Below are 26132 nucleotides of genomic sequence, written 5' to 3' on the forward strand. Positions count from 1 at the left end.
GCAGGTGCGTGCACCGCGCAATGCCGGATGGCACGTTGAAGCCGGCCCTGCGCGATTAAACCCTGTGCCGGCAGGCCACGGCAAACAGGTGTCGTACCCCGCCGGGCTCAGTAGGTCAGCGTCACCGTGACGGTGTCTGAATAGAGGCCGGGGGCGGTCGTTCGCTGGGCCGGCACCCGGCCGTAGACGGTCTGCAGGATCGAGGTGGACTCTCCCTCGCCGGCGCCGCTGGCGGTGTCGGTGCCGATGGTGTTCCCCCAAGGCAAGGTGCGCGCGCTGTCGCGGTAGAGTTCGTAAGTGACATACTGCCCGGACGCGCTGCGCATACGGCGTGTGGTCCCGTCCGGGTTGTTGCCGTTGGACAGGCCCAGCCGCCATTCGGTGCCGACAGGGCAACGCACCCTGATGGCCGCCGTCTGGTTGAGGTCCGCCTTCAGCGAGTCGGTGTTGCCGAAGTTCAGGTCGGTGGCCAGGGTGATGCGGCAGGCGTTCGAGACGCTGGCGCTGACGCTCTGGGAAAAGGTGTCGCTACCGGTACCCCCCGCACCGCTGGTGCAGGTGGGTGGATAGGAGGCATTGCTCCAGGCCCAGTAAATCGTGCCGCCGCCAATCTGCGCCTGGTAGGCAGTTCCAGCCGGCAGGTTCTGCACTGCCGGCACGCGCCCATAGATGGCGGCAACGCCCTGCTGCTGGACACCGCCGCCGGGCACCAGCGCCGTGAAGCTGTAGACCGGAAAGCTGTTACCCGCGGGCGGCGGCGGGCCGATGACCTGGGTGCGCGCGGCGTCTGAATACAGGTCGTACTCCATTTGCGCGCCCTTGCCATTGCTCATGCGGCGCGGTCCGACGCCGGCGATCGGGCCCTCCGGCAAGTACATGCAGAGGCGGAAGTAGGTAGGGCTTGCGTTGGACCGGCAGGTATAGGGCAAGCTGGTCTGGGTGTCCGTGTGGCGGTCCGGGCTGGTCAGGCCGAAGACGATGCCGCCGGCGCTGCCGAGGGTGCAGCTTTGGGCCGTGGCCGGCGAAGGCGCGGCCAGGAGCATCAGCGCCCAGACAAAGGGCAGCCACCACAGCAGGCGGCGCGTCAAATGGCATGGCGGCAAAAAATCACGTGAAGAATCATGTTGCATGGCGAGCCTTTCGCTGGGTGGCGCCGGAGCCCCGGGCGCAGTGGGGGCGCAGTGGCAATGTCATTGGCAGGTCAGCACGCCGAGGTCGACGGAGCCCGTGCCGGGAATGCCCGCAGGCAGGGCAACGCCGCACTCGCCGCCCCGCACGAAAACACGCAGCGCCGCACCGGGCGGCGGGTCTTCCAGGTAGACCAGTCCGTCATGGCCGACGACAGCGCCCGGCCTGGCAACGGGAGCAGTCGCCAGCAAGGGGACGGGGCTGGGAGCTACGTCAAAACGCACCTGGCTGCCGGCCGCAATCCACTTGCCCGCCGTGTCGCGCAAGCTGAACTGCAAGGCCAGAATGCGCCGCAGTTCAAAGTTTGCGAGCATGCCGCTACGGCTTTCCGGCACGGCGTCCATGGATTCACGGGCGATGCGCATGTCGGCCGGGAGGTTGAGCGTGTCGATGGCCAGTTTGTTCTTCTGGTAGGCGTTGAGCTGGGTGACGAACAGTTCGCCATTGGCATCGGTCTCGCCGATGAGGCGGTTTTCCAGCCGCACCGGCACACCGGGCACGCCGCTGGTGCTGACCAGGGCAAAGGCATCGTCGACCCGGCGGGACGCGTGCAGGCCGCCTCGCATCAAGACCAGGCCGCCATTGGCGCTGCCGTACACCGTGCGGTTCGAGCTCCCGTTGGCCTGGCCGCCCTGCTGGTCGACGCCGGCGGTCCACTGCCCGACAGGACCCAGCCGGCTGACCTGGCCCCGCAGGCTCTGGCCATCGCCCAGGCCGGCCTGTACGCGCCAGCCCCAGCCCCCGACGTCACCCGGCGGGGTGCGCACGGCATTCAGCGCCAGGCTGTCCCGGCCCTGCGAATGCTGCACGCTGGAAGACACATAAAGATTGCGTTCCAGCGGCATGGACCAGGACAGGTAAAACCGGGCACCGCTGGCATCGTCAAGGTTGCGGTTGATGCTCAGATTAAGGTAGGCGTTACCCGGCAAGCTGTAGGACCAGCCGATGCTGGCATAACGCTCCGGCGGCGCGTTGAAATAGACCTGGCGGATCAGGCTGAAGCCGACCTGCCCCCAATCGCCCATACCGACGCCGAAATACGCCGAGTCGCTGCCGCGCGCTGGCAACTGCGTGGCCGGGATGGCCAGGCTGGCCACGTCCCGAAAGCCCGGGCTGCGCCGCAAGCTGTTGAGCGAAACGGTAAAGCGCTGGGTGTTCCACTGGTAGCCGCCGGCATGCTGCCGTCCGTTGGCGGGCGTGTTCATCGCCGCCGCGCTGGCCGACTGATGGCTGCCCGCCAGCGACGCGCTGAGCAGGCCCGTCTGGCCCGGCAACAGCCACACGCCGCCCATGCCGCCTTGCACCACGCCCGAGCCGGCTTCGGCATGGGCCTCCAGCGTCGTGGACGCCGACAGGCCGTAGCGCCCGCTCGCGCTGGCCAGCAAGCCGCTATAGGAAAAGGACTCCAGGCCGTAGTTGCGCCGCACTGTGCCCAGGTCCAGTGACCAGCTGGTCAGCCCCGCCTCCAGCAGCTGCGGCGCGCCGTACAAATCAAAGCTCACCGTGCGACTCTGCCCGTTGATGTCGGTGATCACCATCTGCGCCTGCCCGGCCCCGCCCAGCGAGGGGACGCCGCTGAGCTGGAATTGCCCGGGCTGCACCGTCTGGCTGGTCTGCTTGAGCCCGTTGATGAAAAGATCCACCGTCGACGGCAGCAAGGCCGAGCCCTGGAACGATGCCAGCGGCGTGGTCGCGCGGTAGGGCTGCAACGCGAAGTTGCTCGACAGCCGCACGCCACCGATGCGCGCGGCGCGCGACCACGGCAGAGAACCGGTCGTCAGGTCGCCGACGGTCAGCGACACCGCCTCGTCCGGGAAATTACGCTGCCAGCTGGTGTCCAGGCGGATGTTGCGGTACCGGGCCGTACTCCCTGCGCCGCTGTCGGCACCGCTGTCGGCGCGGCTGACCATGGTGTTGCTGTAGACGCCGGGCCCGACACCGAAGAGCCGTGCCTCGGTAAAGGCGCTCACCGTTTTTTGGCCGCCGCTGTTTTGGGCAAACAGGTCGTAGTTGGCCACCAGGCCGGGCACCTGGGTCGACGGGTCTACCCGCACCTGCTGGCTGGCCAGCGGGTCGAACTGCGCGCCGAACCGCACCACTGAGGCGTTGAGCAATTCCACCGGCGCTACCAGTGCCAGGCGTTGGGTGGCCACATTGAATTCCGCTGTCAGCCCCGGAACGGACGCCAGGGCAATCAGGCCGTCTTCCGCCGGGAAAGAAAGACCCGCAGGCAAATTGAGGCCTATCTGCTTGAGGGTCTGGGCGCTGGCATGCAGGCCTGGGGCAGGCGTGCCGGCCTTTTTGACAAAACGGGACAAATGGTCTGTCTTGACGGTGTTGAGCGTCACATCCAGGTAGAGCTCAAAGTCCTCTTCCGGCATGGCCGGCAAGACATTGGGGGCCCCTGCCGGAGAACGGCCGGGCAAGGGCTGTGCACCGGCACCGCCCCATGCGCCCAGAACGCCTGCCAGACTAAGGGCGAGTGTTGACCAGCGGCAGCGTCTGCTCTTCAAGGTCGGCATTGAATTTGGCCTTGAAGGCGCCTGCTCCGAAAGCACCGGGTGGGAGTGCGACCTTCAGCGGCCACTGCATCTGCTGGCCGGCCAACACATAGCCCAGCAGGCCCGGCGCCAGCACGGTGCGGCGGCCGTCAGCATCCACATAGGCCAGTTGCGCCAGTTTGAAGTGCGTGCGGCCTGTGTTTTTGACAACGAGTTGCGGCGGTTTCGACGCGGTTTGCAGGCTGGCCGACAAGGTGCTGATGTCGGTCTGCCTGCCGCCCACAGGCGAAGGCGCTTCCACGGCAACGAACACGGGCACCAGATAACGCATCAGGAACTGCAGGCCGGGCGGTGGGCTGCCGTCGACGGTGTCGACCTGTAGCTCGTCAACGATCAGGCGGTAGGACTGCTCAATGGCCGGCGCGACCGGCTGCTGGCGGATGAGGCGCACCAGTTGTTTGCCGCCGGGCGGAATCTCGACGGCCGGCGGGCTGGCGATGAGGTCGCGCGTGGGGGCGAGCTGATCCTGGTTGGCGGTTTGGGTCCATTGCTGCACCCGCACCTGCGCGCGCAGCGGCTTGGCGCCGGTATTGCTGAGCCAGATACCGTGCGCCTTTTCGCGTGGGGAAAATTCGAGGGAGATGGGCGAAACCTGCAGGTCGGCGGCCACGGCGTTGCCGCCGAAACCTGCCGCCCACAGGCACGCCATCAAGATGGCGGTGGTCACGCTCCGAAAGGCCCGGCAGCGGAAAAACATTCCCGATGACGGGGCAAGAGGGAGCGGATTCACCTTGAGTTCGCCAGCGAAAATCAGTAAGTGATGGTCGCGGTCACAGTGTCGGCATAAACGCCGGCGACAGCGTTAACGTTCGTCACGCGGCCATACACAGGAATGGCCTCGGGGTTACCCGTGCCGACGCTGCTGAAGGTGTCGCTGTTGACAACGTTGCCCCAGAAGGTGGTGTGGGTGGGCTCCTGGTAGAGGTCATAAGTGACGTAGTTGCCGGCTGTCCCCTGCATGCGGCGGCTGCCGAGCGCCGGCGTGTCGACTGAGCCCGTGTTGTTGGCGCCGCCGTTCAGGCCGATGGTGTAGTTCGTGCCGCTGGTGCAGGTCACGTTCAGGGTGCCGGTGGCGTCCAGGGTCACAGCCGCAGACGTGCTGGTTGTCCGAGCGAAAGCCACGGCGTCCGAAGGCGCACTGAATTGGCAGCCACTGTCAAGCGTCAGGCTGACGCCGAGGTCGGCGGTTTCGGTGACAGCCTGAGCGCTGCTCATGGCAGCCAGGGCGGCGAGGGCCACCAGGGCCAATTTGGTTTTGCCGAATGCGAATTTAGACATTGAAATTACTTTCTAAGGGTTGAAAAGAGTGCGAATTCTGGCTTGGGGGAAGTAACCAATAACGTACATTTGCGAATACTTTTGGCCGGCAAGTCCCAGGCAAATCATTTGCAATTGACACAAACCGGGGGTTGAAAGATGTCGTTGATGGGTTCGTCCTGAGCTGTATGGCCGGCATGTGGCAGCGGTTGGCAGTCCGCATGGATGTCCATCCAGAGAGCGTTTTTTCCGGTCAACCGCTGCAAGCGCCAGAGAATCAGCAAGCGCCGGGATGCATTCGACGCTTCACGCCGAAGCGGCTGCGCGAGCCGGACTGTCTGCGCTATGTAATAGGCAAACAAACCGTCGAGCTCGCTGGATTTGTCAAAGACGGCATCGGCCCCGGGAGGGCGGCGTGGTGGCAGGCACTGCGCGGCCAGGCGCCATGCTGTGCCCGGGCATGGGCATGGGCATGAGGTGCACTTTTGCAAGAAAAAGGCCTCCAGCCCATACGGGACCTGCGCTTACAGCTACAAATTCAATAGCAACATGATTTGCAGCGCAGGTTCGGGGGCGTTCAACGCCGCCTCAACAAATAAGACGAGGACATGCCCGCAGGCTGAAGGGCCGCAGCCAAGTGGGCGGCCAGGAAGGCGAAGGGCGCAAGCGCGAGGTTGTTGCTGCAGCCGGAAGACACCGGCGCCACGCTTGCGCGGGTGCCCGGGGAGGCCGACATGTTTTCCGCCGAGGTGCTGCGGCAGGGGCGTTTTGCCGAACTGTTTGCCGCAGGCTTCACCCTGTCTGACGGATCACGTTCAGGGTCACCGCCAACCCCTCATGGGCGCAGCACTAGGCGTGGGCGGCCGTTTGCTGCGTGCAATAGTTAAACAGGCCCTCCAGCTCACCGGATTTGTCAAACACCGCGTCGGCACCCAGGTCTGCTGCGCGCCGGCGGATCTCATCGGTGGCGTAGTTGGTCAGCACAACGACCTTCTGGTCGGGCTTGCGGTTGCGGCAGCCTGCCAGCACACCCAGGCCGCTGCCCTCTTTCAGGAAAAGATCGACGATGGCCAGGTGCCAGTCGCCGTTGTGGGACTGCAGCCACTCGGTGGCTTCGGCCTGTGTGGCACTGTGACCCGTGATTTCGACAGCGGCGATCTCCTGGAGCGCCTCGATGAGGTTGTCCAGAACGATCTTGTTGTCTTCGACGAGGTAAGTAATAAGTGCCATACAACCCACTTTAGGGCGCGGGCTGAAGGATGCTGCCATCCGTTGGCCCACATCCGGGTAGGACAGAGCACTGGTCTGCCTACACGAATGGGTGGACTGACCACCCGATCCAGAGCCACTCTAGAAGTGTTCGTGCGGGGCCAGGTAGCGCCACTGCCCCACCGGCAAATGGCCCAGGTTGACCCGGCCGATGCGCACGCGTTTGAGCCCGGTCACAAAAAGCCCCACTTGCTCGCACATGCGGCGGATCTGGCGTTTTTTGCCTTCTTTCAGGATAAAACGCAGCTGCTCGGGGTTTTGCCATGAAACCTGGGCGGGCTTGAGCGGCTGGCCGTCCAGACTCAGGCCGTGGTTCAGCAGGGCCAGCTTTTCGCGCGGGAACAGGGCCTGCACATTGGCGGATTCAGGGCCATAGCTCACGCGCACCAGATACTCTTTTTCGATGTCGGAGTCTTCACCGATCAGTTGGCGCGCCACGCGCCCGTCCTGCGTCAGCACCAGCAGGCCGATGGAGTCGATGTCCAGCCGTCCGGCCGGGGCCAGCCCGCGCAGCTGCTCGTGGCCCCAGCGCATGCGGCTGTTGCATTCGCGCCAGCGGTTTTGCGGCTGCACCAGCACCACGGCCGGTTCATGCCCGTCCTCGGCCTGGCCGCTGACGTAACCCACGGGCTTGTTGATCAGGATGGTGACCTGCTGGCGCTGCTGCTGCTCGGCCTGGCGGTCGATTTCAATGCGCGCGTCCACCGCCACGGGCTGGCCCATCACGGCCGGCGCGCCGTTCACGCGCACCCAGCCGCGTGCGATCCAGTCGTCGGCTTCGCGGCGCGAGCACAGGCCCAGCTCGGCCATGCGTTTGTTCAGCCGCACGGTGGCCGCCGGCGCGCCGGGCGCGGCGGCGGGCGCCGGGGTTTTGGGGATGCGGACGGCGGCGCCAGGCGGTTTGGGGCCGGCTCCGGGTTTGAGGGGTTCTGTCATTTGCTATTTACTATCTTTTTTATAGCTACAATCCCATACCAGTCATGGGCCGGGGCCATATTTCTCTTAAATTTTGCCTGGCAGCCCTCAGGCCACCCAGAGCCGGTACCCGACGGCGGTTTCCGTCAACAGATGTTTGGGCTGCGCCGGATCGGCCTCGAGCTTTTGCCGCAAGTGGCCCATATAGATACGTAAATAGTGATTTTGCCCTGCATGCGCCGGGCCCCACACCTCGCGCAGCAACTGGCGGTGCGTCAGCACCCGCCCGGCATTGCTCATCAGCACGGTGAGCAGGCGGTACTCGATGGGCGTCAGGTGCACCTCAACGCCGGCGCGCCGCACCAGCCGCGCCTGGCGGTCCACCACCACGTCGCCAAAACTGAACAGCGGCTCGTCGGGTGCGCCGTCGGCGCCGGCCGCACGCGGGCGGCGCAGGTTGGCGCGCACGCGGGCCAGCAGCTCGCCCACGCCGAAAGGTTTGGTCAGGTAGTCGTCGGCGCCGGCGTCCAGCGCAGCAATCTTGTCGGCCTCATCGGCGCGCGCCGACAGCACCACGATGGGCACCGCCGACCAGCCACGCACGTCGCGTATCACGTCCAGCCCGTCGCCGTCGGGCAGGCCCAGGTCCAGCACCAGCAGGTCGGGCTTGCGGGTGCCGGCTTCCGTCAGCCCGCGCTGCGCGGTATCGGCCTCAAACACCTGCCAGCCTTCGCCCTCCAGCGCTGCGCGGACAAAGCGGCGTATCTGCGGCTCGTCTTCAATCACAACGGCAACCGGCGTGGGGTGGGACATGGGTGGAAGGGGTTCAGGCGGTTTCGGGCGTATCGGGCATGGCCGGCGGCGGACGGCGCGGCAGGCTCACCGTGAATTCTGCACCACCCCCCGCGGCATTGCCGGCCGTAAGCTGCCCGCGGTGCGCCTGCACCACCGCCTGGCAGATCGCCAGGCCCAGCCCGACGCCCGGCGTGGCGGATTCGGCCACACCGCGCGTGAACTTCTCAAACAGCTCATGTTCGCGCCCGCGCACGGCCTCGGGCAGGCCGGCGCCGTGGTCGCGCACCGACAGCACCAGCGCCTTGTCGGTGACGTGCGCACCGACTTCAATCGGCGCCTGCCCGTATTTGGCGGCGTTTTCCAGCAGGTTGACGAGCACGCGCTCCATCAACACCGCATCAAACTCCACCAGGGGAAGGCCGGCCGGCAAATCGGTGGTGACGGCCTTGCCCGCCAGTGCATGCTGCGCCTGGCGGATCGCCGAACCCACGATTTCTTCAACCGACTGCCATTCGCTTTTGAGGTTGACGGCGCCGCTTTGCAGGCGCGCCATGTCCAGCAGGTTGTTGACCAGCGTGCTCAGGTGGCGCGCTTCGCTGCTGATGGCGCGGGCGGCTTCTGCTTGCGCCTCGCCCAGCGGCGGCGCCGTGCGCTGCAGGGAATCGGCCAGGCCGATGAGCGCCGTCAGCGGCGTGCGCACGTCATGCGAGATCGCCGCCAGCAGGACATTGCGCAGCTTTTCAGACTCCATCTGCACCACGGCCTCCTGCGCCACTTCTACATAGTGCACACGCTCCAGCGCTATCGCGACCTGCCGGGCCAGCGTGTCGAGCTGCTGCATTTGCTCCGGAATCAACAGCCAGCGCGGCTGCGCCGGCTTGAGCGCCAGCACGCCGCGCACCCGCATAGGCGCCTTGAGCGGGATGTAATGCCAGGCCTGCGCCGACAGGGTGGCGGTGGCCAGCCCGGCCGGCTGCTCGTTGCGAAACACCCAGTCGGCCACGCTGGCGTCGAAGTCCGGCGGCGGGTTGACCTGCGGCCGCAGCTGGTCATGCGCGTCGGTCGCCAGCACCAGCGCCTGCCCGCCGAAGTTGCGCTGCACGGCCGCCTCGCCCAGCTCGATCACCTGCTCGCTCAGCAGCGCCGCCGACAAATCACGCGTGAGCTCAAACAGCGACTGCGCGCGGCGCTCGCGGCTGGCCGCGATGCGCGCCTGAAAGCGCAGGCCGGCCGTGAGCTGGCCCGTCAACAGGCCCACCACCAGCATCACGCCGAAGGTCACCAGGTACTGCACATCGCTGACGGCAAACGACAGCCGCGGCGCCACAAAAAAATAATCAAACGCCGCGACGTTGAGAAACGCCGCCAGCGCCGCCGGCCCGCGCCCGAACTTCAGCGCCACCAGCACCGTGCCCAGCAGGAACAGCATGACGATGTTGGCCAGGTCGAAAAAAGCCAGCAGCGGCAGGGCCAGCAGCGTGATGGCGGCGCTGCCGGCCGCGGCCCAGGCATAGGCCGGCAACTTGCCCTGCCAGGCGGTGGCTTCGTCATCACTGGCCGAACGCTGCACGGCGCGCGCCAGGCGCCGCGCGCTGTCGGCGTGGCCCACTTCCACAATGTCCAGCGTGGGCGCCCGCCTGGCCAGCCGGCGCGTCATGGTCGGGCCCACCCAGAGGGCGCGCCAGCCCGGCACTTGCGGGCGGCCCACCACCAGCGTGGCGCAGTTGAGCCGCTGCGCCTCGTTCACCAGCTCGGCCGCGGCATCGCCGCCGGTCAGCACGGCCGTTTCGGCGCCCAGCCCTTCGGCCAGCTTGATCACGGCCAGGATCCTGTCGCGCTCGGCCACCTCCAGCAGCTGCAAGCGCGGTGTTTCCACATAGGCCGCATGCCAGCGCACATTGAGCTGGCCGGCCAGCCGCGCCGCCGTGCGCACCGTCTGCTCCGCGCCTTCGCGCGGGCCTATGCAGGCGAGGATGGCGCCTTCGGTGTTCCACACCGGGGCGATGGATTTTTCGACGCGGTAGCTGCGTACATCGTCTTCCACATGCTCAGCCGTGCGCCGCAGCGCAATCTCGCGCAGCGCGATCAGGTTGCCCTTGCGGAAAAAATTCTGCGCCGCGCGCTCAGCCTGCTGCGGCATATAAACCTTGCCGGCCTTCAGCCGCGCCATCAGCTCGTCGGGCGTGACATCGACCAGGATCACTTCGTCGGCCGCGTCCAGCACCGTGTCGGGCACGGTTTCATGCACACGTATGCCGGTGATCGCGCCCACCGTGCCGTTCAGGCTTTCCAGGTGCTGCACATTGACGGCCGACCAGACATCGATGCCGGCTTCCAGCAGCTCGTGCACGTCCTGCCAGCGCTTGGCGTGGCGCGAGCCTTCCACATTGCTGTGCGCCAGCTCGTCGACCAGCAGCACGGCCGGCTTGCGCGCCAGCGCCGCATCCAGGTCGAACTCTTTCAATGTGCGCCCACGGTAAGCCACCTCGCGCAAGGGCAACTGCTCCAGCCCCGCCAGCAGCTCCATGGTTTCGCTGCGGCCATGCGTTTCGACCACACCCACCAGCACGTCGCGCCCGGCCTTGCGTTCGCGCTGCGCGGCGCTGAGCATGGCGTAGGTTTTGCCCACGCCGGCGCTGGCGCCGAAGTAGATGCGCAAGCGGCCCCGGCGCGCCTTGTCATCCTCGCCGCGCAGGTGGGCCAGAAGCTGGTCGGGGTCAGGACGGGAGTCGGGGTAACTGGCCATGCCGCTGCGTTGTTGCTGTGTGTTTGAGGTGACTCAAAGGTCGCTGCGCAAAGGGTAACACCGGGGGCGTTCTTCCTGTGCATCAGGCTCATCCTTTTCAGGCACGACCGGATCTGGTTTGTCGCCGCGCCCCGCGATCCACCAGGCCACCGCCAGCGGCAGGCCAAAGGCCGCCAGCGCACTCAAGGCCCGCAAAAGTTCAGAGTCCATGGCCAAGCCCATGCCGTTCAAGGTGGCGCCGCCAGGAGACCAGCGGGCCGATCACGCCGTCGGGCACACACACCATGACGCGGTGCATGACCTCGGCGGCCATGGCCCCGGGCAGGCGGATCTCCAGCCGGACCTGCTGCTCATCCAGCCGCGGGATGCAGCGCACGATGCCGGCCCCCGCACAGTTCACCAGCGCGCGGCGAACCGTCAGGGCATCACAGCTGCGCACGGTGACATCCATCACCGCCCACTGCGTGCGCAGCGGCGGTGCGGCACGGGACGGCGTCAAACCAAACGATTCACAGTAAGCGGCATAGGCCATGGCGATATCTCTTAGCGAAGAGCCTCCAACGCAAGATTGAGCTTGAGCACATTCACCCTGGGTTCATCCAGGATGGCGAGCAGCGGCTGCTCGGTGTGCTGTTCGAGCAAGGCCTGGACTTTTTCTGCCGGCAAGCCGCGCGCCCTGGCCACACGGGCCACCTGGTAGCGGGCCGCAGCCGGGCTTATGTGCGGATCCAGCCCGCTGGCAGACGCCGTGACCAGGTCGACAGGCACCTGGGCGGTGTTGCCCGGGTCGGCCGCTTTCAGCGCTTCGATGCGGCCCTTGACGGCATCGACCAGCGCCGGATTGAGCGGCCCTTGGTTGGCGCCGCTGGAAGCCGCGGCGTTGTAGGGCATGGGGCCGGTGGCCGATGGGCGGCCCCAGAAGTGATGGGGGTCGCTGAAGTTCTGGCCTATCAGTTCGGAGCCGACGGGCTTACCGTCACGCACGATCAGGCTGCCAGCCGCTTGAGAAGGGAACAGGGATTGCGCAGCGCCGGTCACCACGAGCGGGTAGGCCACGCCGGTGGCCAGGGTGAGCACGGCGAACATCACCAGTGCGGGTCTGAGAATGGTTTTCATGAGTTTTCCTTGATGGAGGGGTTTCAGGCCAAATTCATGGCGACCAATAAAAGGTCAATCGCCTTGATGCCGATAAAAGGCACGGCCAGGCCGCCCAGGCCGTAGATCAGCAGGTTGCGGCGCAGCAGGGTGGCAGCGCCCACCGCGCGGTACTTCACGCCCTTGAGCGCCAGCGGGATCAAAAACATGATGATCAGCGCGTTAAAAATCACCGCCGACAAAATCGCCGAAGAGGGGCTGCCCAGGCGCATCACATTGAGTGCGGCCAATTGCGGGTAGGTGCTCACAAAAATCGCCGGGATGATGGCGAAGTACTTGGCCACGTCGTTGGCGATCGAAAACGTGGTGAGCGAGCCGCGTGTCATCAGCAAGGCCTTGCCGGTTTCCACAATCTCCAGCAGCTTGGTCGGGTTGGAGTCGAGGTCCACCATGTTGCCGGCCTCTTTGGCTGCCTGCGTGCCGCTGTTCATGGCCACCGCCACGTCGGCCTGGGCCAGCGCCGGCGCGTCGTTGGTGCCGTCGCCCGTCATCGCCACCAGCCGGCCCTCAGCCTGGTACTGGCGTATCAATTTCAGCTTGTCTTCGGGCGTGGCCTCGGCCAGGAAGTCGTCGACACCCGCTTCGGCGGCGATGGCGGCCGCCGTGAGCTTGTTGTCGCCGGTGATCATCACCGTCTTGATGCCCATGCGGCGCAGCTCGCCAAAACGCTCCTTGATACCGGCCTTGACGATGTCTTTGAGCTCTACGATGCCCAGCACCGCGCTGCCGTCGGCCACCGCCAGCGGCGTGCTGCCGCGGCGCGACACCTCGTCCGACACGCGCAGCACCTCGGCCGGCACGCTGCCGCCCAGCGACTCCACATGTTTGCGGATCGCATCGACCGCGCCCTTGCGCAGCTGGCGCGTGCTGCCGTCGGGGCGTTGCACGTCGATGCCGCTCATGCGCGTCTGTGCAGTGAAAGGCACCTCATGGCTCTCACCCACCAAAGCCTCACCGGCTCCAAGGCGCTGGGCCAAAACCACAATGCTGCGGCCTTCAGGCGTTTCATCGGCCATCGAGGCCTGCATCGCAGCGGTGGCCAGCTTGGCGCCGGTCACGCCGGGCGCCGGCAGAAAGCTGGAGGCCTGGCGGTTGCCGTGGGTGATGGTGCCGGTCTTGTCGAGCAGCAGCACGTCCACGTCACCGGCGGCTTCCACGGCACGGCCCGAGGTGGCGATGACGTTGGCCTGCATCATGCGGCTCATGCCGGCCACACCCACGGCAGAGAGCAGGCCGCCAATCGTGGTCGGGATCAGGCAGACCAGCAAGGCCACCAGCGCAGTGATGCTGACCACCGTGCCCGCGCCTGCCGCTTCCACGCTGAACATCGAAAACGGCAGCAAGGTCACGGTGACCACCAGGAACACAATGGTCAGCGCCACCAGCAAAATCGTCAGCGCGATTTCATTGGGCGTCTTCTGGCGTTTGGCGCCTTCGACCATGCTGATCATGCGGTCCAGGAAAGACTCGCCCGGGTTCACCATGATGCGCACGACCAGCCAGTCGGACAGCACGCGGGTGCCGCCGGTCACGGACGAGAAGTCGCCGCCCGATTCGCGCACCACCGCGGCTGATTCGCCGGTAATAGCGCTTTCGTCGACCGAGGCCACGCCTTCGATGACTTCGCCGTCCAGCGGGATCATGTCGCCGGCTTCGACCAGCACCACGTCTCCTTTTCTGAGGTTCTCGGCTTGCTCCGGCAAAAAGGTGGCGCCGTGTTTGGGCTCCTTCAGCTTCTTGGCCCAGGTGCTTTTCTTCAGGCTGCGCAGCGAGGCCGCCTGCGCCTTGCTGCGCCCCTCGGCCAGCGCTTCGGCAAAGTTGGCAAACAACACGGTGAACCACAGCCAGACGGCCACGGCAAAGATAAAGCCTGCCGGCGCTTCGCCCTGGCCCTGCAAGGCCTGCAGGCCCAGCAAGGTGGTCAGGATGCTGCCGATGTAGACAACAAACATGACGGGGTTGCGCCACTGCACGCGCGGGCTGAGCTTGGTAAACGACGCCGCGATGGCGGGTTTGAGCAAGGCAGGATCAAGCAACACAAAAGGTTTTTGGGTAGTCATATCAATTTCTCTTTGAGCCTTGCGCTTAGTGACCTGGCCAGAGCATCAAATGCTCGACCACCGGGCCCAGCGCCAGGGCAGGCACGTAATTGAGCAGGCCCACGAGCAATACGGTGCCTATCAGCAGCATCACGAACAGCGGGCCGTGCGTGGGCATGGTGCCGGCCGTGACCGGCAGGCGCTTCTTGGCGGCCAGTGCACCGGCAATGGCGAGCACCGGCACGATGACGCCGAAGCGGCCCAGCCACATGGCGATGCCCAGCAGCGTGTTGTAGAACGGCGTGTTGGCCGACAGGCCTGCAAAGGCGCTGCCGTTGTTGTTGCCGGCCGAGGTCAGTGCGTAAAGGATTTCAGAAAAACCGTGCGCACCGGGGTTGGCGATGCCGGCCTTGCCGGCGCCCGCCAGGACGGCGATGGCCGTGCCGGCCAGCACCAGGATGGGCGTCACCAGGATGGCGATCGAGGTCAGCTTCATCTCATGCGACTCGATCTTCTTGCCCAGGTATTCGGGCGTGCGGCCAATCATCAGGCCGGCGATAAACACCGCCAGGATGGCAAAGATCAGCATGCCGTAAAGCCCGGTGCCGACACCGCCGAACACCACCTCTCCCAGCTGCATCATCACCATGGGCACCATGCCGCCCAGCGGTGTGAAGGAGTCGTGCATGGCGTTGACCGCGCCGCACGAAGCCGCCGTCGTGATCACTGCGAAAAGGCTGGAGGCATTGATGCCGAAACGGGTTTCCTTGCCTTCCATATTGCCGCCGGCCTGCAAGGCGCTGGCAGCCTGGTCCACACCCAGCGGGGGCAGCAGCGGGTTGCCGGCTTGTTCGGCCGGCGTGATGGCCACCACCGCGATGACAAACATCACCGTCATCGCGGCCAGGACGGCCCAGCCTTGGCGCGGGTCGCCCACGGCGCGGCCAAAGGCAAAACACAGCGCCGCAGGGATCAGGAAGATCGCCAGCATTTGAAAGAAGTTGCTCAGCGCGGTCGGGTTCTCATAAGGATGGGCCGAGTTGGCGTTGAAAAAACCGCCACCATTGGTGCCCAGCATCTTGATGGCCTCTTGCGACGCGACCGGGCCCATGGCCAGGGTCTGCTTGTCAGATTTGGCGTCTTCCATCACAGGGTTGCCCTTGTCGTCTTTCAGGGTCTGGCCATCGGCGCCGGTTTTGGGCACCTGATAAGAAGTGGTCTCGAGCGTTGCGACTTCCTTGTAGCTGTCAAAGTTCTGGATCACGCCCTGCCCCACCAGGAAGAGGGCGAACACCAGCGACAGCGGCAGCAGCAGCCAGGCCGTGATGCGTGTGACATCCACCCAGAAGTTGCCAATGGCGCCCGTGGCACGCGCGGCAAAACCGCGGAACAGCGCAAACACCACCGCAATGCCGGTGGCGGCGGACAAAAAGTTCTGCACCGACAGCGCCAGCATCTGCGTGAGGTAACTCATGGTGGACTCACCGGCATAACCCTGCCAGTTGGTGTTGGAGACAAAACTGACCGCGGTGTTAAAGGCCGAGTCGGGCGACACCGCGGCCATGCCGGCCGGGTTGAGCGGCAGCCAGACCTGCAGGCGCTGCAAGGCATACACGGCAATGAAACCCAGCACATTGAAGGCCAGCAAGGCCAGTGCGTACTGCGACCATTTCATGCTGGTGTCGGCGGACGTGCCGGCCAGGCGGTACAGCGGCGCTTCGACCTTGTGCATCCAGGCGGGAAGGCTGCCAGAGTAAATGCGCGCCAGCCAGATACCCAGCGGCCAGGCAGTGACCAGCAGGACACCGAGAAAGAGAGCCAACAGGCCCCATGACGAATTGCTCATCAAAACTCCTCAGCGCAAATCAGCGCATAGACGAGGTAGGTGAGCAGCACGATGGCGCAGACGCCGCCAAAGCCGTACAAAACATCCAGGCTGATCATGAGCGGCCCCCTTCCGGCTTTTCGAGCTTCTGAAAGCCCCAGACCAGCAGCACCATCACACCCCACAGGGCGGCGGCGCCAAGAATAAACGCGAGATCCATCACTTCACTCCAACGAATAACGATGGAGAAAGTGTCGGATCCGGCGTGTAAAAACGGGGATGAAAGAGGGGTGGCCGGTATAAAGAAAGCGTAAAAACCGGGCGAAAACGCCTGGTTTTTGTCCTATCCCGCAAGCCAGCGTATCGCGCTGCCGATCACCATATAAAGGCCAATCGCCAGCAAACCGGTAAAGAAAAGACGCTTGAAGGCTTTCTCATCCAGCCGCCCGCGCAGCATCTGGCCCGCCGCCATCCCCAGCAACGCTGCAGGCAAAGCCGCCAGCCAGCCCCAACCTCCGGGCACGGCGTCTGCCGAGAATGAACCTTCGAGCGCCAGGCGGCCAAAGAGCGCGACGGTGGACACCGTGAACGACAGCCCCAGCGCCTGCACCAGCTCATCCTTCTTCAAATGCAGGGCCTGCAGGTAAGGCACAGCCGGAAAGACAAAGACCCCGGTGGCAGCCGTGATCGCGCCGGTAATCAAGCCGGTGGCGCCGGACGAGAACCTTTCACCGCGGCGAGGCACCGACAGCGAAACCGCGGCAAGCCCCAGAACGGCATACACCATCAAGGCGGCGCCCAAACCTGCCGAGGCCACATTGGCGTTGAGGGTGACAAGGCTGACGGGCGCCCACAAGGTTCCGGCCAGCACACCCAATTGCAAAGGCCAGAGGCGCCTCACCAGGCGGCCCAAGGCAGCCCCGTCCCACATCTGCCAGGCGTTCGTCAGGAACGAAGGCAGGATCAAAATGACGGCGGCGTGGGCGGGCGGCATGACGCTGGCCAGCAAACCCATGGAAAGCGTCGGCAAGCCCAGCCCGACGACCCCTTTGACCAGGCCGGCCAGCAGGAAAACTGCCACCACCACTCCGAGAATGAAGACTTCGTGCCCCGGGCCCGTGAGGGCAGCCGCCGTGTTTGAATCGATATGAGCTGCATTCATGGCGCCCATTTTGGGCAAGCGCATCTGCGGGCTCAAGCTGTAATATCTTTCGGCAGCCTTCGCCATTTCCGAAGGCCGGGAGAATTTTGTGACTGCCAGCCTCCGCTTTGACCTTGTCGACCTTCGCCTCTTTCTTCACGTCACGGACACCGGCAGCATCACGGCGGGCAGCAAGCTCTCTCATCTGGCGCTGGCCTCGGCCAGCGCGCGCATACGCGGCATGGAAGACGCGTTGGGCGTTGCCTTGCTCGAACGGCTGCGCTCCGGCGTCAAGCCGACCAAGGCGGGCCTGGCCGTTGCCCACCATGCGCGGCTGGTGCTGCAGCAGCTGGATCGCATGCACGGCGAGATCGACGACTATGCCGGCGGCATGGCGGGCAAGGTCCGGCTGCTGTCCAACACCGCCGCCATCACCGACTACCTTCCCGAAGCGCTGGCGGCGTTCCTCAACGCGCATCCCGCCATCGATGTCGAGCTGGAAGAGCGCACCAGCCACGCCATCGTGCTGCAGCTGCTAAGCCAGGCGGGCGACCTGGGCATCGTGGCGGATTCCACCGATACCTCCCAGCTGGAAACCCAGCCCTTCCGCCGCGACCGGCTGGTGCTGGTGGCGTCACGGCAAAACATTCCCGGACGCTCGCGGCACATCTCGTTTGCGGACGCGTTGCACCATGATTTCGTCGGGCTGGGCGAAGACAGCGCGATGCAGCAACACCTGGACGCGCAGGCCGGGCGCCTCGGCCTGCGCATGCGCACACGCATCCGGCTGCGCAGTTTTGAGGCGGTGTGCCGGATGGTGGAGGCCGGCGTGGGTGTGGCCGTGGTGCCGGCGATTGCGGCGCAGCGCTATGCGGGAGCGGGCAGGTTACGTATCCTGAAACTCGACGATGCGTGGGCGGACCGTGAACTGCTGGTGTGCGCGCGGAAGTTTGCGGACCTGTCGGCGCCGGCGCTCAAGCTGGTAGACGCCCTGTGCGCCACCGGCGCGGGCCAGGCGACATGAGCAAACCCGAATCGCTATCAATTTAATAGCTACAAGTCCTTTCCGGTATTGGGCAAGAGCTCTTTTTTGCTTGAAAAAACGCTGGACCGCAGGGCGCCCAGGTCCAGCACACGCAGGCCGCCGTATTCGATGCGGATAAAGCCGCGCGCCTGCAGTGTGCTCAGGGCCTCGTTCACACGCTGGCGTGACAGACCCACCAGGTAGGCCATCTCCTGCTGCGTGATGCGCAGGATTTCACCCACACCGGGGTAGAGCACCGGGTTGAACAGCGCGGCCAGGCTGCGCGCCACGCGGATGTCGGGGTTGTTCATGCGGTCGATCTCGCGCGCGACGATGAACTGGCCCAGCCGCTCATTGAGCTGGTTCATCACAAAGCGGTTAAAGCCGATGGAGTGGTCGAGCAGCCAGTGGAAATCTTCGACCGGCAGCCCGGCGACGACTGTCTTGCGCAGCGCCTGGATGTTGTAGCGGTAGGGCTCGCGCTTGAGCACCGTGCCTTCGCCGAACCACGCGCCCGGCGGCAGGCCGGTGAACGTCATGGTCGCGCCCTGGGCGCTGTCGGTGCTCATCTTGAGCAGGCCCTCGACCACGCCGAACCAGTAGGTCACCGGTTTGCCGACGCGGCACACATAGTCGCCGATGTTGGCGTCGCCCACACGCACGCTGGCCACGGCGCGTTCGCGCTCGGCCGGCAGCAGCTCGGCCAGCCAGTGAATGCCGGCCAGCTCCTGCGCATCGGGCATGCGGGCGCGGATCTGCATCGACTGGCCGGTCATTGCTGGCATGCAAGCTCCTGGGAATCCTGGGTGACCTGGAAGTGGGCTAGGGGAAAGTCCGGGGGAGTAATCACCCTTGAATTGTCGTTGGAACGACAACCCAACGTCAAATGCATGTCTACCATGCATCCAAGAGACAACTTTTGGGCTAGCGGCGACCGGACGGCCGGGACCCAGGGCACAACAACCAAGAGACAAGGAATATGCAGACCACGTTCCCACGATTGCTGCTCAAACATGCGGCCGAACGCCCCGGCGCCGCCGCCATGCGCGAGAAGGAGTACGGCATCTGGCAGGCGCACAGCTGGGCCGGCATGGCCCAACTGGTCGAGCGCATCGCCTGCGGCCTGCATGCAGCCGGCCTGCAGCGCGGCGAACACGTGGTCATCATCGGCGCCAACCGCCCGCGCCTTTACGCCACCATGCTGGCGGCCCAGTCGCTGGGCGCGGTTCCGATTCCGCTGTACCAGGACGCCGTGGGCGCCGAGTGCGTCTTCCCCATCACCAACGCCGACGTGCGCTTTGCGCTGGTGGAAGACCAGGAGCAGGTCGACAAGCTGCTGGAAATCCGCAGCCAGTGCCCGCAGCTGGACCAGATCATTTACGACGACCCGCGCGGCCTGCGCAACTATGCCGAGACCGGCCTGCAGTCGCTGGATTCGTTGCTGGAAAAAGGCGAGGCCTTCGCCGCGCAGCAGCCCGGCTTCTTCAAGGCGGAAGTCGAAAAAGCCCATCATGACGATGTGGCCGCGATGTTTTTCACTTCCGGCACCACGGGCAACCCCAAGGGCGTGGTCCACACCCACAACACCCTGCTGGACCGCGCCAAAGCCGGCGCCGATTTCGACAAGCTCACCGCTGCCGAAGAAGTGCTGGCCTACCTGCCGCCCGCCTGGGTCGGCCAGAACATCTTCAGCTACGCCCAGTGGCTGGCCTGCGGCTATGTGGTCAATTGCCCCGAGAGCGCCAGCACGGTGACGATCGACCTGAAGGAAGTGGGCCCGACCTATTACTTTGCGCCTCCGCGCATTTTTGAAAGCCTGCTGACCACGGTGATGATCCGCATGGAAGACGCCGGCCGCATCAAGCGCAGCATGTTCAATTACTTCATGGGTGTGGCCAAGCGCGCCGGCCCCGCGCTGATGGACGGCAAGCCGGTGGGCGCGCTTGATCGCCTGCTGTATGCGCTGGGCAGCGTCATGGTCTACGGCCCGCTGCGCAACACGCTGGGGTTTTCGCGCGTGCGGGTGGCCTACACCGCCGGCGAGGCGATTGGCCCCGACCTGTTCACCTTCTACCGCTCCATCGGCATCAACCTGAAGCAACTCTACGGCTCGACAGAGACTGCCGTGTTTGTCTGCCTGCAGCCGGACAACGAAGCGCGCGCGGACACCGTGGGCGTTCCCATCGCAGGCGTGCAGATCAAGGTGGCCGAGAACGGCGAGATCCTCGTCAAGTCGGCCGGCCTGCTCAAGGAATACTATAAAAACCCCACGGCGACGGCCGAGGTGCTGAGCGCCGACGGCTGGTACCACACCAGCGACGCGGGTTTTATCGACGCCAGCGGCCACCTCAAGATCATCGACCGCGTCAAAGACGTGGGCCGCATCAAGGGCGGCGCCAACGACGGCGCCATGTTTGCGCCCAAGTATGTGGAGAACAAACTCAAGTTCTTCCCGCACATCAAGGAAGTCGTGGCCTACGGCGACGGCCGTGAAAAAGTCTGCGTGATGATCAACATCGACTTCGATGCCGTGGGCAACTGGGCCGAACGCCGCAACCTGCCTTACGCCGGTTACACCGACCTGGCGCAAAAGCCCGAGGTCTACCAGCTCATCAAGGAGTGCGTCGAGAAGGTCAACGCCGACCTGAGCGTGGACACCCTGCTGGCGGGCTCGCAGATCAGCCGCTTCCTGGTGCTGCACAAAGAGCTGGACGCCGACGACGGCGAGCTCACGCGCACCAACAAGGTCCGCCGCGGTTTTATCGCCGACAAATACCTGCCGCTGGTCGATGCGCTTTACAGCGGCAAGACCGAGCAGTTCATTGAGACGGTGGTGAAGTTTGAAGACGGGCGGTCTGGCAGCGTCAGTGCCACCTTGAAGATCGACGACACCAAAACCTTTGCCCCCGTGAAGGCAGCAGCATGAGCAAGAAGATCGGCGACGTCATTCTCGACGTCAAAAACATCTCCCTCAGCTTCGGCGGCGTGAAAGCGTTGTCGGATATCTCCTTCAATGTGAAGGAGCACGAGATCCGCGCCATCATCGGCCCCAACGGTGCAGGCAAAAGCTCCATGCTCAACTGCATCAACGGCGTCTATGCGCCGCAGCAGGGCTCCATCACTTTCCGCGGCCAGACCTTCAAGCACATGAACAGCCACCAGGTGGCGGTGATGGGCGTGGCCCGCACCTTCCAGAACCTGGCGCTGTTCAAGGGCATGAGCGTGCTCGACAACATCATGTCGGGCCGCAACCTCAAGATCAAAAGCAACCTGCTGCTGCAGGCGCTGCGCATAGGCCCGGCCGAAAAAGAAGAAATCATGCACCGCGAGGCGGTGGAAAAAATCATCGACTTCCTCGAAATCCAGGCCTACCGCAAGACGCCGGTGGGCCAGCTGCCCTACGGCCTGCAAAAGCGCGTCGACCTGGGCCGCGCGCTTGCGATGGAGCCGCAGGTTTTGTTGCTGGACGAGCCCATGGCTGGCATGAACGTGGAAGAAAAACAGGACATGTGCCGCTTTGTGCTGGACGTGAACGATGAGTTCGGCACGACCGTGGTGCTGATCGAGCACGACATGGGCGTGGTGATGGACATCTCCGACCGCGTCGTGGTGCTCGACTACGGCAAGAAGATCGGCGACGGCAGCCCCGACGAAGTACGCAATAACGAAGACGTGATCCGGGCATATCTCGGAACAAGTCACTAGCGGCAGGACTCAACAGATGGCATTCTTTCTCGAAACTTTGCTGGGCGGCCTGATGGCCGGCATGCTGTATTCGCTGGTGGCGCTGGGCTTTGTGCTGATCTTCAAGGCCTCAGGCGTCTTCAACTTTGCGCAGGGTGCGATGGTGCTGTTTGCAGCGCTGGCGATGGCGCGCTTTTCGGAGTGGATTCCGCAGTGGACGGGCATCAACAGCCTGCTGCTGGCCAACGTCGCGGCCTTTGTGATTGCCGGCGCCATCATGTTTGTGGTGGCCTGGGTGATTGAATTTCTGGTGTTGCGCCACCTGGTCAACCAGGAGGGCGCGACCCTGCTGATGGCCACGCTGGGCATTGCCTATTTCCTTGAAGGCCTGGGCCAGACGCTGTTCGGCAGCAGCATCTACAAGATCGACATCGGCATGCCCAAGGAGCCCATCTTTGTGCTGGAGTCCGCCTTCCAGGGCGGCGTGCTGATCAACAAGGAAGACCTTTACGCCGCGCTGATCGCCGCGGTGCTGGTGGCTGCGCTCAGCGTGTTCTTCCAGAAGACGGCGACCGGCCGTGCACTGCGCGCCGTGGCCGACGACCACCAGGCCGCGCAGTCCATCGGCATTCCGCTCAACCGCATCTGGGTCATCGTCTGGTGTGTGGCCGGTGTGGTTGCACTGGTGGCCGGGATGATCTGGGGCAGCAAGCTGGGTGTGCAATTTTCGCTTGCCACTGTGGCGCTGCGCGCGCTGCCTGTCGTGATCCTGGGTGGACTGACTTCGGTGCCCGGCGCGATTATTGGCGGGCTGATTATTGGCGTCGGTGAAAAGTTGTCCGAGGTTTATCTCGGGCCTTTTGTCGGTGGTGGTATCGAAATTTGGTTTGCCTACGTTTTAGCCTTGGGCTTCCTGTTGTTCAGGCCACAAGGGCTGTTTGGCGAAAAAATTATTGACCGCGTCTGAAAGAAAAAGAACACAACATGCTTTACAGAGAAAACGGCCAGTTCAAAACCACCTACCGGGCGGATCAGCAGATCTTCCCCATCCTGCAGGACCGCGTCTTCATCGGCCTCTTCCTGCTGTTCGCGTTTGCCGTCGTGCCCCTGCTGGCCAGCGACTACCTGTTTCGCGCCATCCTGATTCCTTTCCTGATCATTTCACTGGCTGCGCTTGGCGTGAACATCCTGGTCGGCTACTGCGGCCAGATTTCGCTGGGCTCGGGCGCCTTCATGGCCGTGGGTGCTTACGGTGCCTACAACTTCTTTGTGCGCATTCCCGGCATGCCGCTGATCCCGGCGCTGATCCTGGGCGGGCTGTGCGCAACGGCGTTCGGCATCCTGTTCGGCTTGCCCAGCCTGCGTGTGAAGGGCCTGTACCTGGCCGTCGCCACGCTGGCTGCGCAGTTCTTCAGCGACTGGATGTTCCTGCGCATCAAGTGGTTCACCAACGACTCGCCTTCGGGCTCTATCTCGGTCAGCAACCTGCAGGTGTTTGGCCTGCCGATTGACAGCGCGGTGTCGAAGTACCTCCTCTGCCTGTCGCTGCTGGTGGTGATCGCGCTGCTGGCCAAGAACCTGGTGCGCGGCGCCATCGGCCGTGAATGGATGGCCATCCGCGACATGGATGTGGCCGCCGCAGTGATCGGCATTCGCCCGATGTACGCCAAGCTCAGCGCCTTCGCGGTCAGCTCCTTCATCATCGGCATGGCCGGTGCGCTCTGGGCTTTTGTGCACCTGGGCTCGTGGGAGCCGGCGGCGTTCTCGGTGGAGTTTTCCTTCCGCCTGCTCTTCATGGTGATCATCGGCGGCCTGGGTTCCATCCTGGGCGGCTTTCTGGGCGCGGCCTTCATCACCATCCTGCCCATCGTGCTGAGCCAGGCGCTACCGGCCATCACACGGCTTTTTGGTTACGAGATGGGCACGGCCGGCGTTTCGCACGCGGAGCTCATGATTTTTGGCGGCCTGATTGTCTGGTTCCTGATTGTGGAGCCGCATGGTCTGGCCAAGTTGTGGTCGATCGGCAAGCAGAAACTGCGCCTCTGGCCGTTTCCCCATTGACCGGTCCGGGGACTGCTCGCAACTACCAATGCGTTTTAAGGGCTTTGTCCGTTTACTCAGGTATCCGCTTCTTTTTGAGTATGTGGATGTGTTTTTTCAGGGTGCTTTGCTTTTAATTTTCAGGAGACAACAATGAAGATTCGCAGTTTGATTCTGGCGGTGGCAGCCATTGCCGCCGGCGCTTCGTCCCTCGTGACGACCAGCGCTTATGCGCAGGCGAAAGAGCAGTTCTTTCCGCTGCTGTCTTACCGCACCGGCCCCTACGCGCCCAACGGCGTGCCATGGGCCAACGGCAAGCAGGACTACCTCAAGATGGTCAACGCCCGCGACGGCGGCATCAACGGGGTGAAGCTGACGTATGAAGAGTGCGAAACCGGCTACGCCACCGACCGCGGCGTGGAATGCTATGAGCGCCTGAAGAGCCGTCCCGGCGTGGCGGTGTTTGACCCGCAGGCCACCGGCATCACGTTTGCGCTGACCGAGAAAGTCCCCACCGACAAGGTGCCGCTGATCACGCTGGGCTACGGCCTCTCGGTGGCGCAGGACGGCCAGGCCTTCAAGTGGAACTTCCCGCTGATGGGCAGCTACTGGACGGGCGCCGACATCCTGATCCAGCACATCGGCAAGAAAGAAGGCGGCCTGGACAAGCTCAAGGGCAAGAAGATCGCGCTGGTCTACCACGACTCACCATTCGGCAAGGAGCCGATTCCGCTGCTGCAGGAACGCGCCCGCATGCACGGCTTTGACTTGCAACTGATCCCCGTGACGGCGCCCGGCGTCGAGCAGAAATCGGCCTGGCTGCAGGTGCGCCAGACCCGCCCGGACTTCGTGCTGCTGTGGGGCTGGGGCGTGATGAACTCCACGGCCCTCAAGGAAGCGCAGGCCACCGGCTATCCGCGCGACAAGATGTACGGCGTGTGGTGGGCCGGCGCAGAGCCTGACGTGAAAGACGTCGGCGAAGGCGCCAAGGGCTACAACGCATTGGCGCTCAACACCTCGGGCACGCAGCCCAAGGTCATCCAGGACATCCTGAAGTACGTGCACGACAAAGGCCAGGGCACGGGCCCCAAGGATGAAGTCGGCCAGGTGCTGTACACGCGCGGCGTGATCATCCAGATGCTGAGCATTGAAGCGGTGCGCCGCGCCCAGGAGCGTTTCGGCAAGGGCAAGGTCATGACCGGCGAGCAGGTTCGCTGGGGCATGGAAAACCTCGCACTGGACCAGAAGCGCCTGGACGCGCTGGGCTTTGGCGGCGTGATGCGGCCGCTGAGCACCTCGTGCTCCGACCACATGGGCTCGACCGCCGCCCGCGTGCAGACCTGGAACGGCAGCAAGTGGGAGTTCAGCTCCGACTTCATCCAGGCCGACGAGCAGATCCTCAAACCGATGATCAAGGCCGGTGCCGACAAGTACCTGGCCGACAAGAAGATGACGCGCCGCACTGCGGCCGATTGCCAGAGTTAGGCTCCCCCGTGGCGGCGCTATGCGCCGCCTCCCCCTCAAGGGGCGACACTGGCGGCCCGGCAAAGCCGGTTCCGCGGTGTCCTTGCCTTGAAACCCCCTGGTCAGACGGGGGGATGTGGCTCTCGCGAGCCGCCAGCCTTGAGAGCTGATTGCCCTGGCAGCAGCCCTCAAGATTGGTCAGGAAAAAATATGGACACACCCAACATCGTTCTCAATGTCAACGGCATCGAGGTCATCTACAACCACGTGATCCTGGTGCTCAAGGGCGTCTCGTTGCAAGTCCCGCAGGGCCGCATCGTGGCCATCCTGGGCGGCAACGGCGCGGGCAAGACGACCACGCTGCGCGCCATCTCCAATCTGCTACGGGGCGAGCGCGGCGAGGTCACCAAAGGCTCCATCGAGCTGCGCGGCGAGCGCATCGAAAACCTCTCGCCGGCCGACCTGGTGCAGCGCGGTGTGGTGCAGGTGATGGAAGGGCGGCACTGTTTTGCCCACCTGACCATCGAGGAAAACCTGCTGACGGGTGCCTACACCCGCACCAGCAAGGCTGAAGTGGCGGCCAACCTGGAGAAGGTCTACAACTACTTTCCGCGCCTGAAAACCCGCCGCACCTCGCAGGCAGCCTACACCTCGGGCGGCGAGCAGCAGATGTGCGCCATCGGCCGCGCGCTCATGGCCAGCCCCTCGATGGTGCTGCTGGACGAGCCCTCGATGGGCCTGGCGCCGCAGATCGTCGAGGAGGTCTTCAACATCGTGAAAGACCTGAACCAGAAGGAGCAGGTCACCTTCCTGCTCGCCGAGCAGAACACCAACATGGCGCTGAAGTACGCCGACTACGGCTACATCATGGAAAGCGGCCGCGTGGTGATGGACGGTGCGGCGAGCGACCTGGCCAACAACGAAGACGTGAAAGAGTTCTACCTTGGCGTGGGCGGCGGCGAACGCAAGAGCTTTAAAGACGTGAAAAGCTACAAGCGCCGCAAGCGGTGGCTAGCCTGAGCGCAGCGA

The 26132-nt window shown here is 64.5% G+C and carries 23 protein-coding genes; 7 read left to right on the forward strand and 16 right to left on the reverse strand.

Features of this window, described 5'->3' with window-relative positions:
- Nucleotides 1-107: 107 nt before the first annotated feature.
- The 15 genes from DT070_RS04290 to DT070_RS04360 form a co-directional block, all read right to left on the reverse strand.
- The gene (locus DT070_RS04290; protein ID WP_122954300.1) at nt 108-1130 is read right to left on the reverse strand and encodes a spore coat protein U domain-containing protein; all 1023 of its coding nucleotides are present in this window, start codon (nt 1128-1130) and stop codon (nt 108-110) included.
- A gap of 60 nt (nt 1131-1190) precedes the next feature.
- Complete coding sequence (locus tag DT070_RS04295; RefSeq protein ID WP_164483711.1) at nt 1191-3569, reverse strand: fimbria/pilus outer membrane usher protein; 2379 nt, start codon at nt 3567-3569, stop codon at nt 1191-1193.
- Nucleotides 3570-3660: 91 nt separating this feature from the next.
- Nucleotides 3661-4416 carry a molecular chaperone gene (locus tag DT070_RS04300; protein WP_164483712.1) on the reverse strand — a complete coding sequence of 252 codons (756 nt, stop codon included), beginning with the start codon at nt 4414-4416 and terminating at the stop codon, nt 3661-3663.
- An 83-nt stretch (nt 4417-4499) separates the two neighbouring features.
- Nucleotides 4500-5027 (reverse strand): spore coat U domain-containing protein, encoded by a 528-nt coding sequence (locus DT070_RS04305; protein WP_122954303.1) that lies wholly within the window; start codon nt 5025-5027, stop codon nt 4500-4502.
- A gap of 828 nt (nt 5028-5855) precedes the next feature.
- Nucleotides 5856-6236, reverse strand: a complete 381-nt coding sequence (locus tag DT070_RS04310; protein ID WP_122954304.1) for a response regulator — start codon at nt 6234-6236, stop codon at nt 5856-5858.
- A 120-nt stretch (nt 6237-6356) separates the two neighbouring features.
- The gene (locus tag DT070_RS04315; RefSeq protein ID WP_122954305.1) at nt 6357-7211 is read right to left on the reverse strand and encodes a pseudouridine synthase; all 855 of its coding nucleotides are present in this window, start codon (nt 7209-7211) and stop codon (nt 6357-6359) included.
- Nucleotides 7212-7298: 87 nt separating this feature from the next.
- Nucleotides 7299-8003, reverse strand: a complete 705-nt coding sequence (gene kdpE / locus DT070_RS04320; RefSeq protein ID WP_122954306.1) for a two-component system response regulator KdpE — start codon at nt 8001-8003, stop codon at nt 7299-7301.
- A 13-nt stretch (nt 8004-8016) separates the two neighbouring features.
- Nucleotides 8017-10731 (reverse strand): DUF4118 domain-containing protein, encoded by a 2715-nt coding sequence (locus DT070_RS04325; RefSeq protein ID WP_122954307.1) that lies wholly within the window; start codon nt 10729-10731, stop codon nt 8017-8019.
- A 33-nt stretch (nt 10732-10764) separates the two neighbouring features.
- Nucleotides 10765-10941 carry a hypothetical protein gene (locus DT070_RS04330; RefSeq protein ID WP_153976288.1) on the reverse strand — a complete coding sequence of 59 codons (177 nt, stop codon included), beginning with the start codon at nt 10939-10941 and terminating at the stop codon, nt 10765-10767.
- Nucleotides 10931-11230, reverse strand: coding sequence for a hypothetical protein (locus DT070_RS04335; protein ID WP_228778578.1), 300 nt, complete (start codon nt 11228-11230; stop codon nt 10931-10933). Before DT070_RS04335 ends, DT070_RS04330 begins: the two co-directional genes overlap by 11 nt.
- 44 nt (nt 11231-11274) lie before the next feature.
- The gene (gene kdpC / locus DT070_RS04340) at nt 11275-11847 is read right to left on the reverse strand and encodes a potassium-transporting ATPase subunit KdpC (RefSeq protein WP_122954310.1); all 573 of its coding nucleotides are present in this window, start codon (nt 11845-11847) and stop codon (nt 11275-11277) included.
- A 23-nt stretch (nt 11848-11870) separates the two neighbouring features.
- Nucleotides 11871-13946, reverse strand: coding sequence for a potassium-transporting ATPase subunit KdpB (kdpB, locus tag DT070_RS04345; RefSeq protein ID WP_122954311.1), 2076 nt, complete (start codon nt 13944-13946; stop codon nt 11871-11873).
- 25 nt (nt 13947-13971) lie between these two features.
- Complete coding sequence (kdpA, locus tag DT070_RS04350) at nt 13972-15771, reverse strand: potassium-transporting ATPase subunit KdpA (protein ID WP_122954312.1); 1800 nt, start codon at nt 15769-15771, stop codon at nt 13972-13974.
- A complete protein-coding gene (locus tag DT070_RS04355) occupies nt 15771-15869 on the reverse strand; it encodes a potassium-transporting ATPase subunit F (protein ID WP_092130197.1) in 99 nt (32 codons plus the stop codon). The genes kdpA and DT070_RS04355 overlap by 1 nt, the downstream gene beginning before the upstream one ends.
- A 224-nt stretch (nt 15870-16093) precedes the next feature.
- Nucleotides 16094-16912 carry a sulfite exporter TauE/SafE family protein gene (locus DT070_RS04360; protein WP_228778577.1) on the reverse strand — a complete coding sequence of 273 codons (819 nt, stop codon included), beginning with the start codon at nt 16910-16912 and terminating at the stop codon, nt 16094-16096.
- Nucleotides 16913-17000: 88 nt separating this feature from the next.
- On the opposite strand from DT070_RS04360, the gene DT070_RS04365 reads away from it, so the two are divergent.
- Nucleotides 17001-17915 carry a LysR family transcriptional regulator gene (locus tag DT070_RS04365; protein WP_122954314.1) on the forward strand — a complete coding sequence of 305 codons (915 nt, stop codon included), beginning with the start codon at nt 17001-17003 and terminating at the stop codon, nt 17913-17915.
- A 29-nt stretch (nt 17916-17944) separates the two neighbouring features.
- Here the strand turns inward: DT070_RS04365 and DT070_RS04370 are convergent, their stop codons facing one another.
- A complete protein-coding gene (locus DT070_RS04370; RefSeq protein WP_194965982.1) occupies nt 17945-18691 on the reverse strand; it encodes a Crp/Fnr family transcriptional regulator in 747 nt (248 codons plus the stop codon).
- Nucleotides 18692-18894: 203 nt separating this feature from the next.
- Between DT070_RS04370 and DT070_RS04375 the strand changes: the two genes are divergently transcribed.
- The 6 genes from DT070_RS04375 (at nt 18895) to DT070_RS04400 (ending at nt 26123) form a co-directional block, all read left to right on the forward strand.
- Complete coding sequence (locus tag DT070_RS04375; RefSeq protein ID WP_122954316.1) at nt 18895-20841, forward strand: AMP-binding protein; 1947 nt, start codon at nt 18895-18897, stop codon at nt 20839-20841.
- A complete protein-coding gene (locus tag DT070_RS04380; protein WP_007872991.1) occupies nt 20838-21620 on the forward strand; it encodes an ABC transporter ATP-binding protein in 783 nt (260 codons plus the stop codon). The genes DT070_RS04375 and DT070_RS04380 overlap by 4 nt, the downstream gene beginning before the upstream one ends.
- A 16-nt stretch (nt 21621-21636) precedes the next feature.
- Entirely contained in the window at nt 21637-22566 is a 930-nt protein-coding gene (locus DT070_RS04385; protein ID WP_122954317.1) for a branched-chain amino acid ABC transporter permease, read from the forward strand.
- Between the two features lie 17 nt (nt 22567-22583).
- Complete coding sequence (locus tag DT070_RS04390; RefSeq protein ID WP_122954318.1) at nt 22584-23660, forward strand: branched-chain amino acid ABC transporter permease; 1077 nt, start codon at nt 22584-22586, stop codon at nt 23658-23660.
- Between the two features lie 132 nt (nt 23661-23792).
- The gene (locus tag DT070_RS04395) at nt 23793-25124 is read left to right on the forward strand and encodes an ABC transporter substrate-binding protein (RefSeq protein ID WP_122954319.1); all 1332 of its coding nucleotides are present in this window, start codon (nt 23793-23795) and stop codon (nt 25122-25124) included.
- Nucleotides 25125-25313: 189 nt separating this feature from the next.
- Nucleotides 25314-26123: an ABC transporter ATP-binding protein gene (locus DT070_RS04400; RefSeq protein WP_122954320.1), complete on the forward strand. Its 810-nt coding sequence runs from the start codon at nt 25314-25316 to the stop codon at nt 26121-26123.
- Nucleotides 26124-26132: the final 9 nt, after the last annotated feature.

The organism is Polaromonas sp. SP1, from assembly GCF_003711205.1.
In the GTDB taxonomy this organism is placed as follows: domain Bacteria; phylum Pseudomonadota; class Gammaproteobacteria; order Burkholderiales; family Burkholderiaceae_C; genus Polaromonas.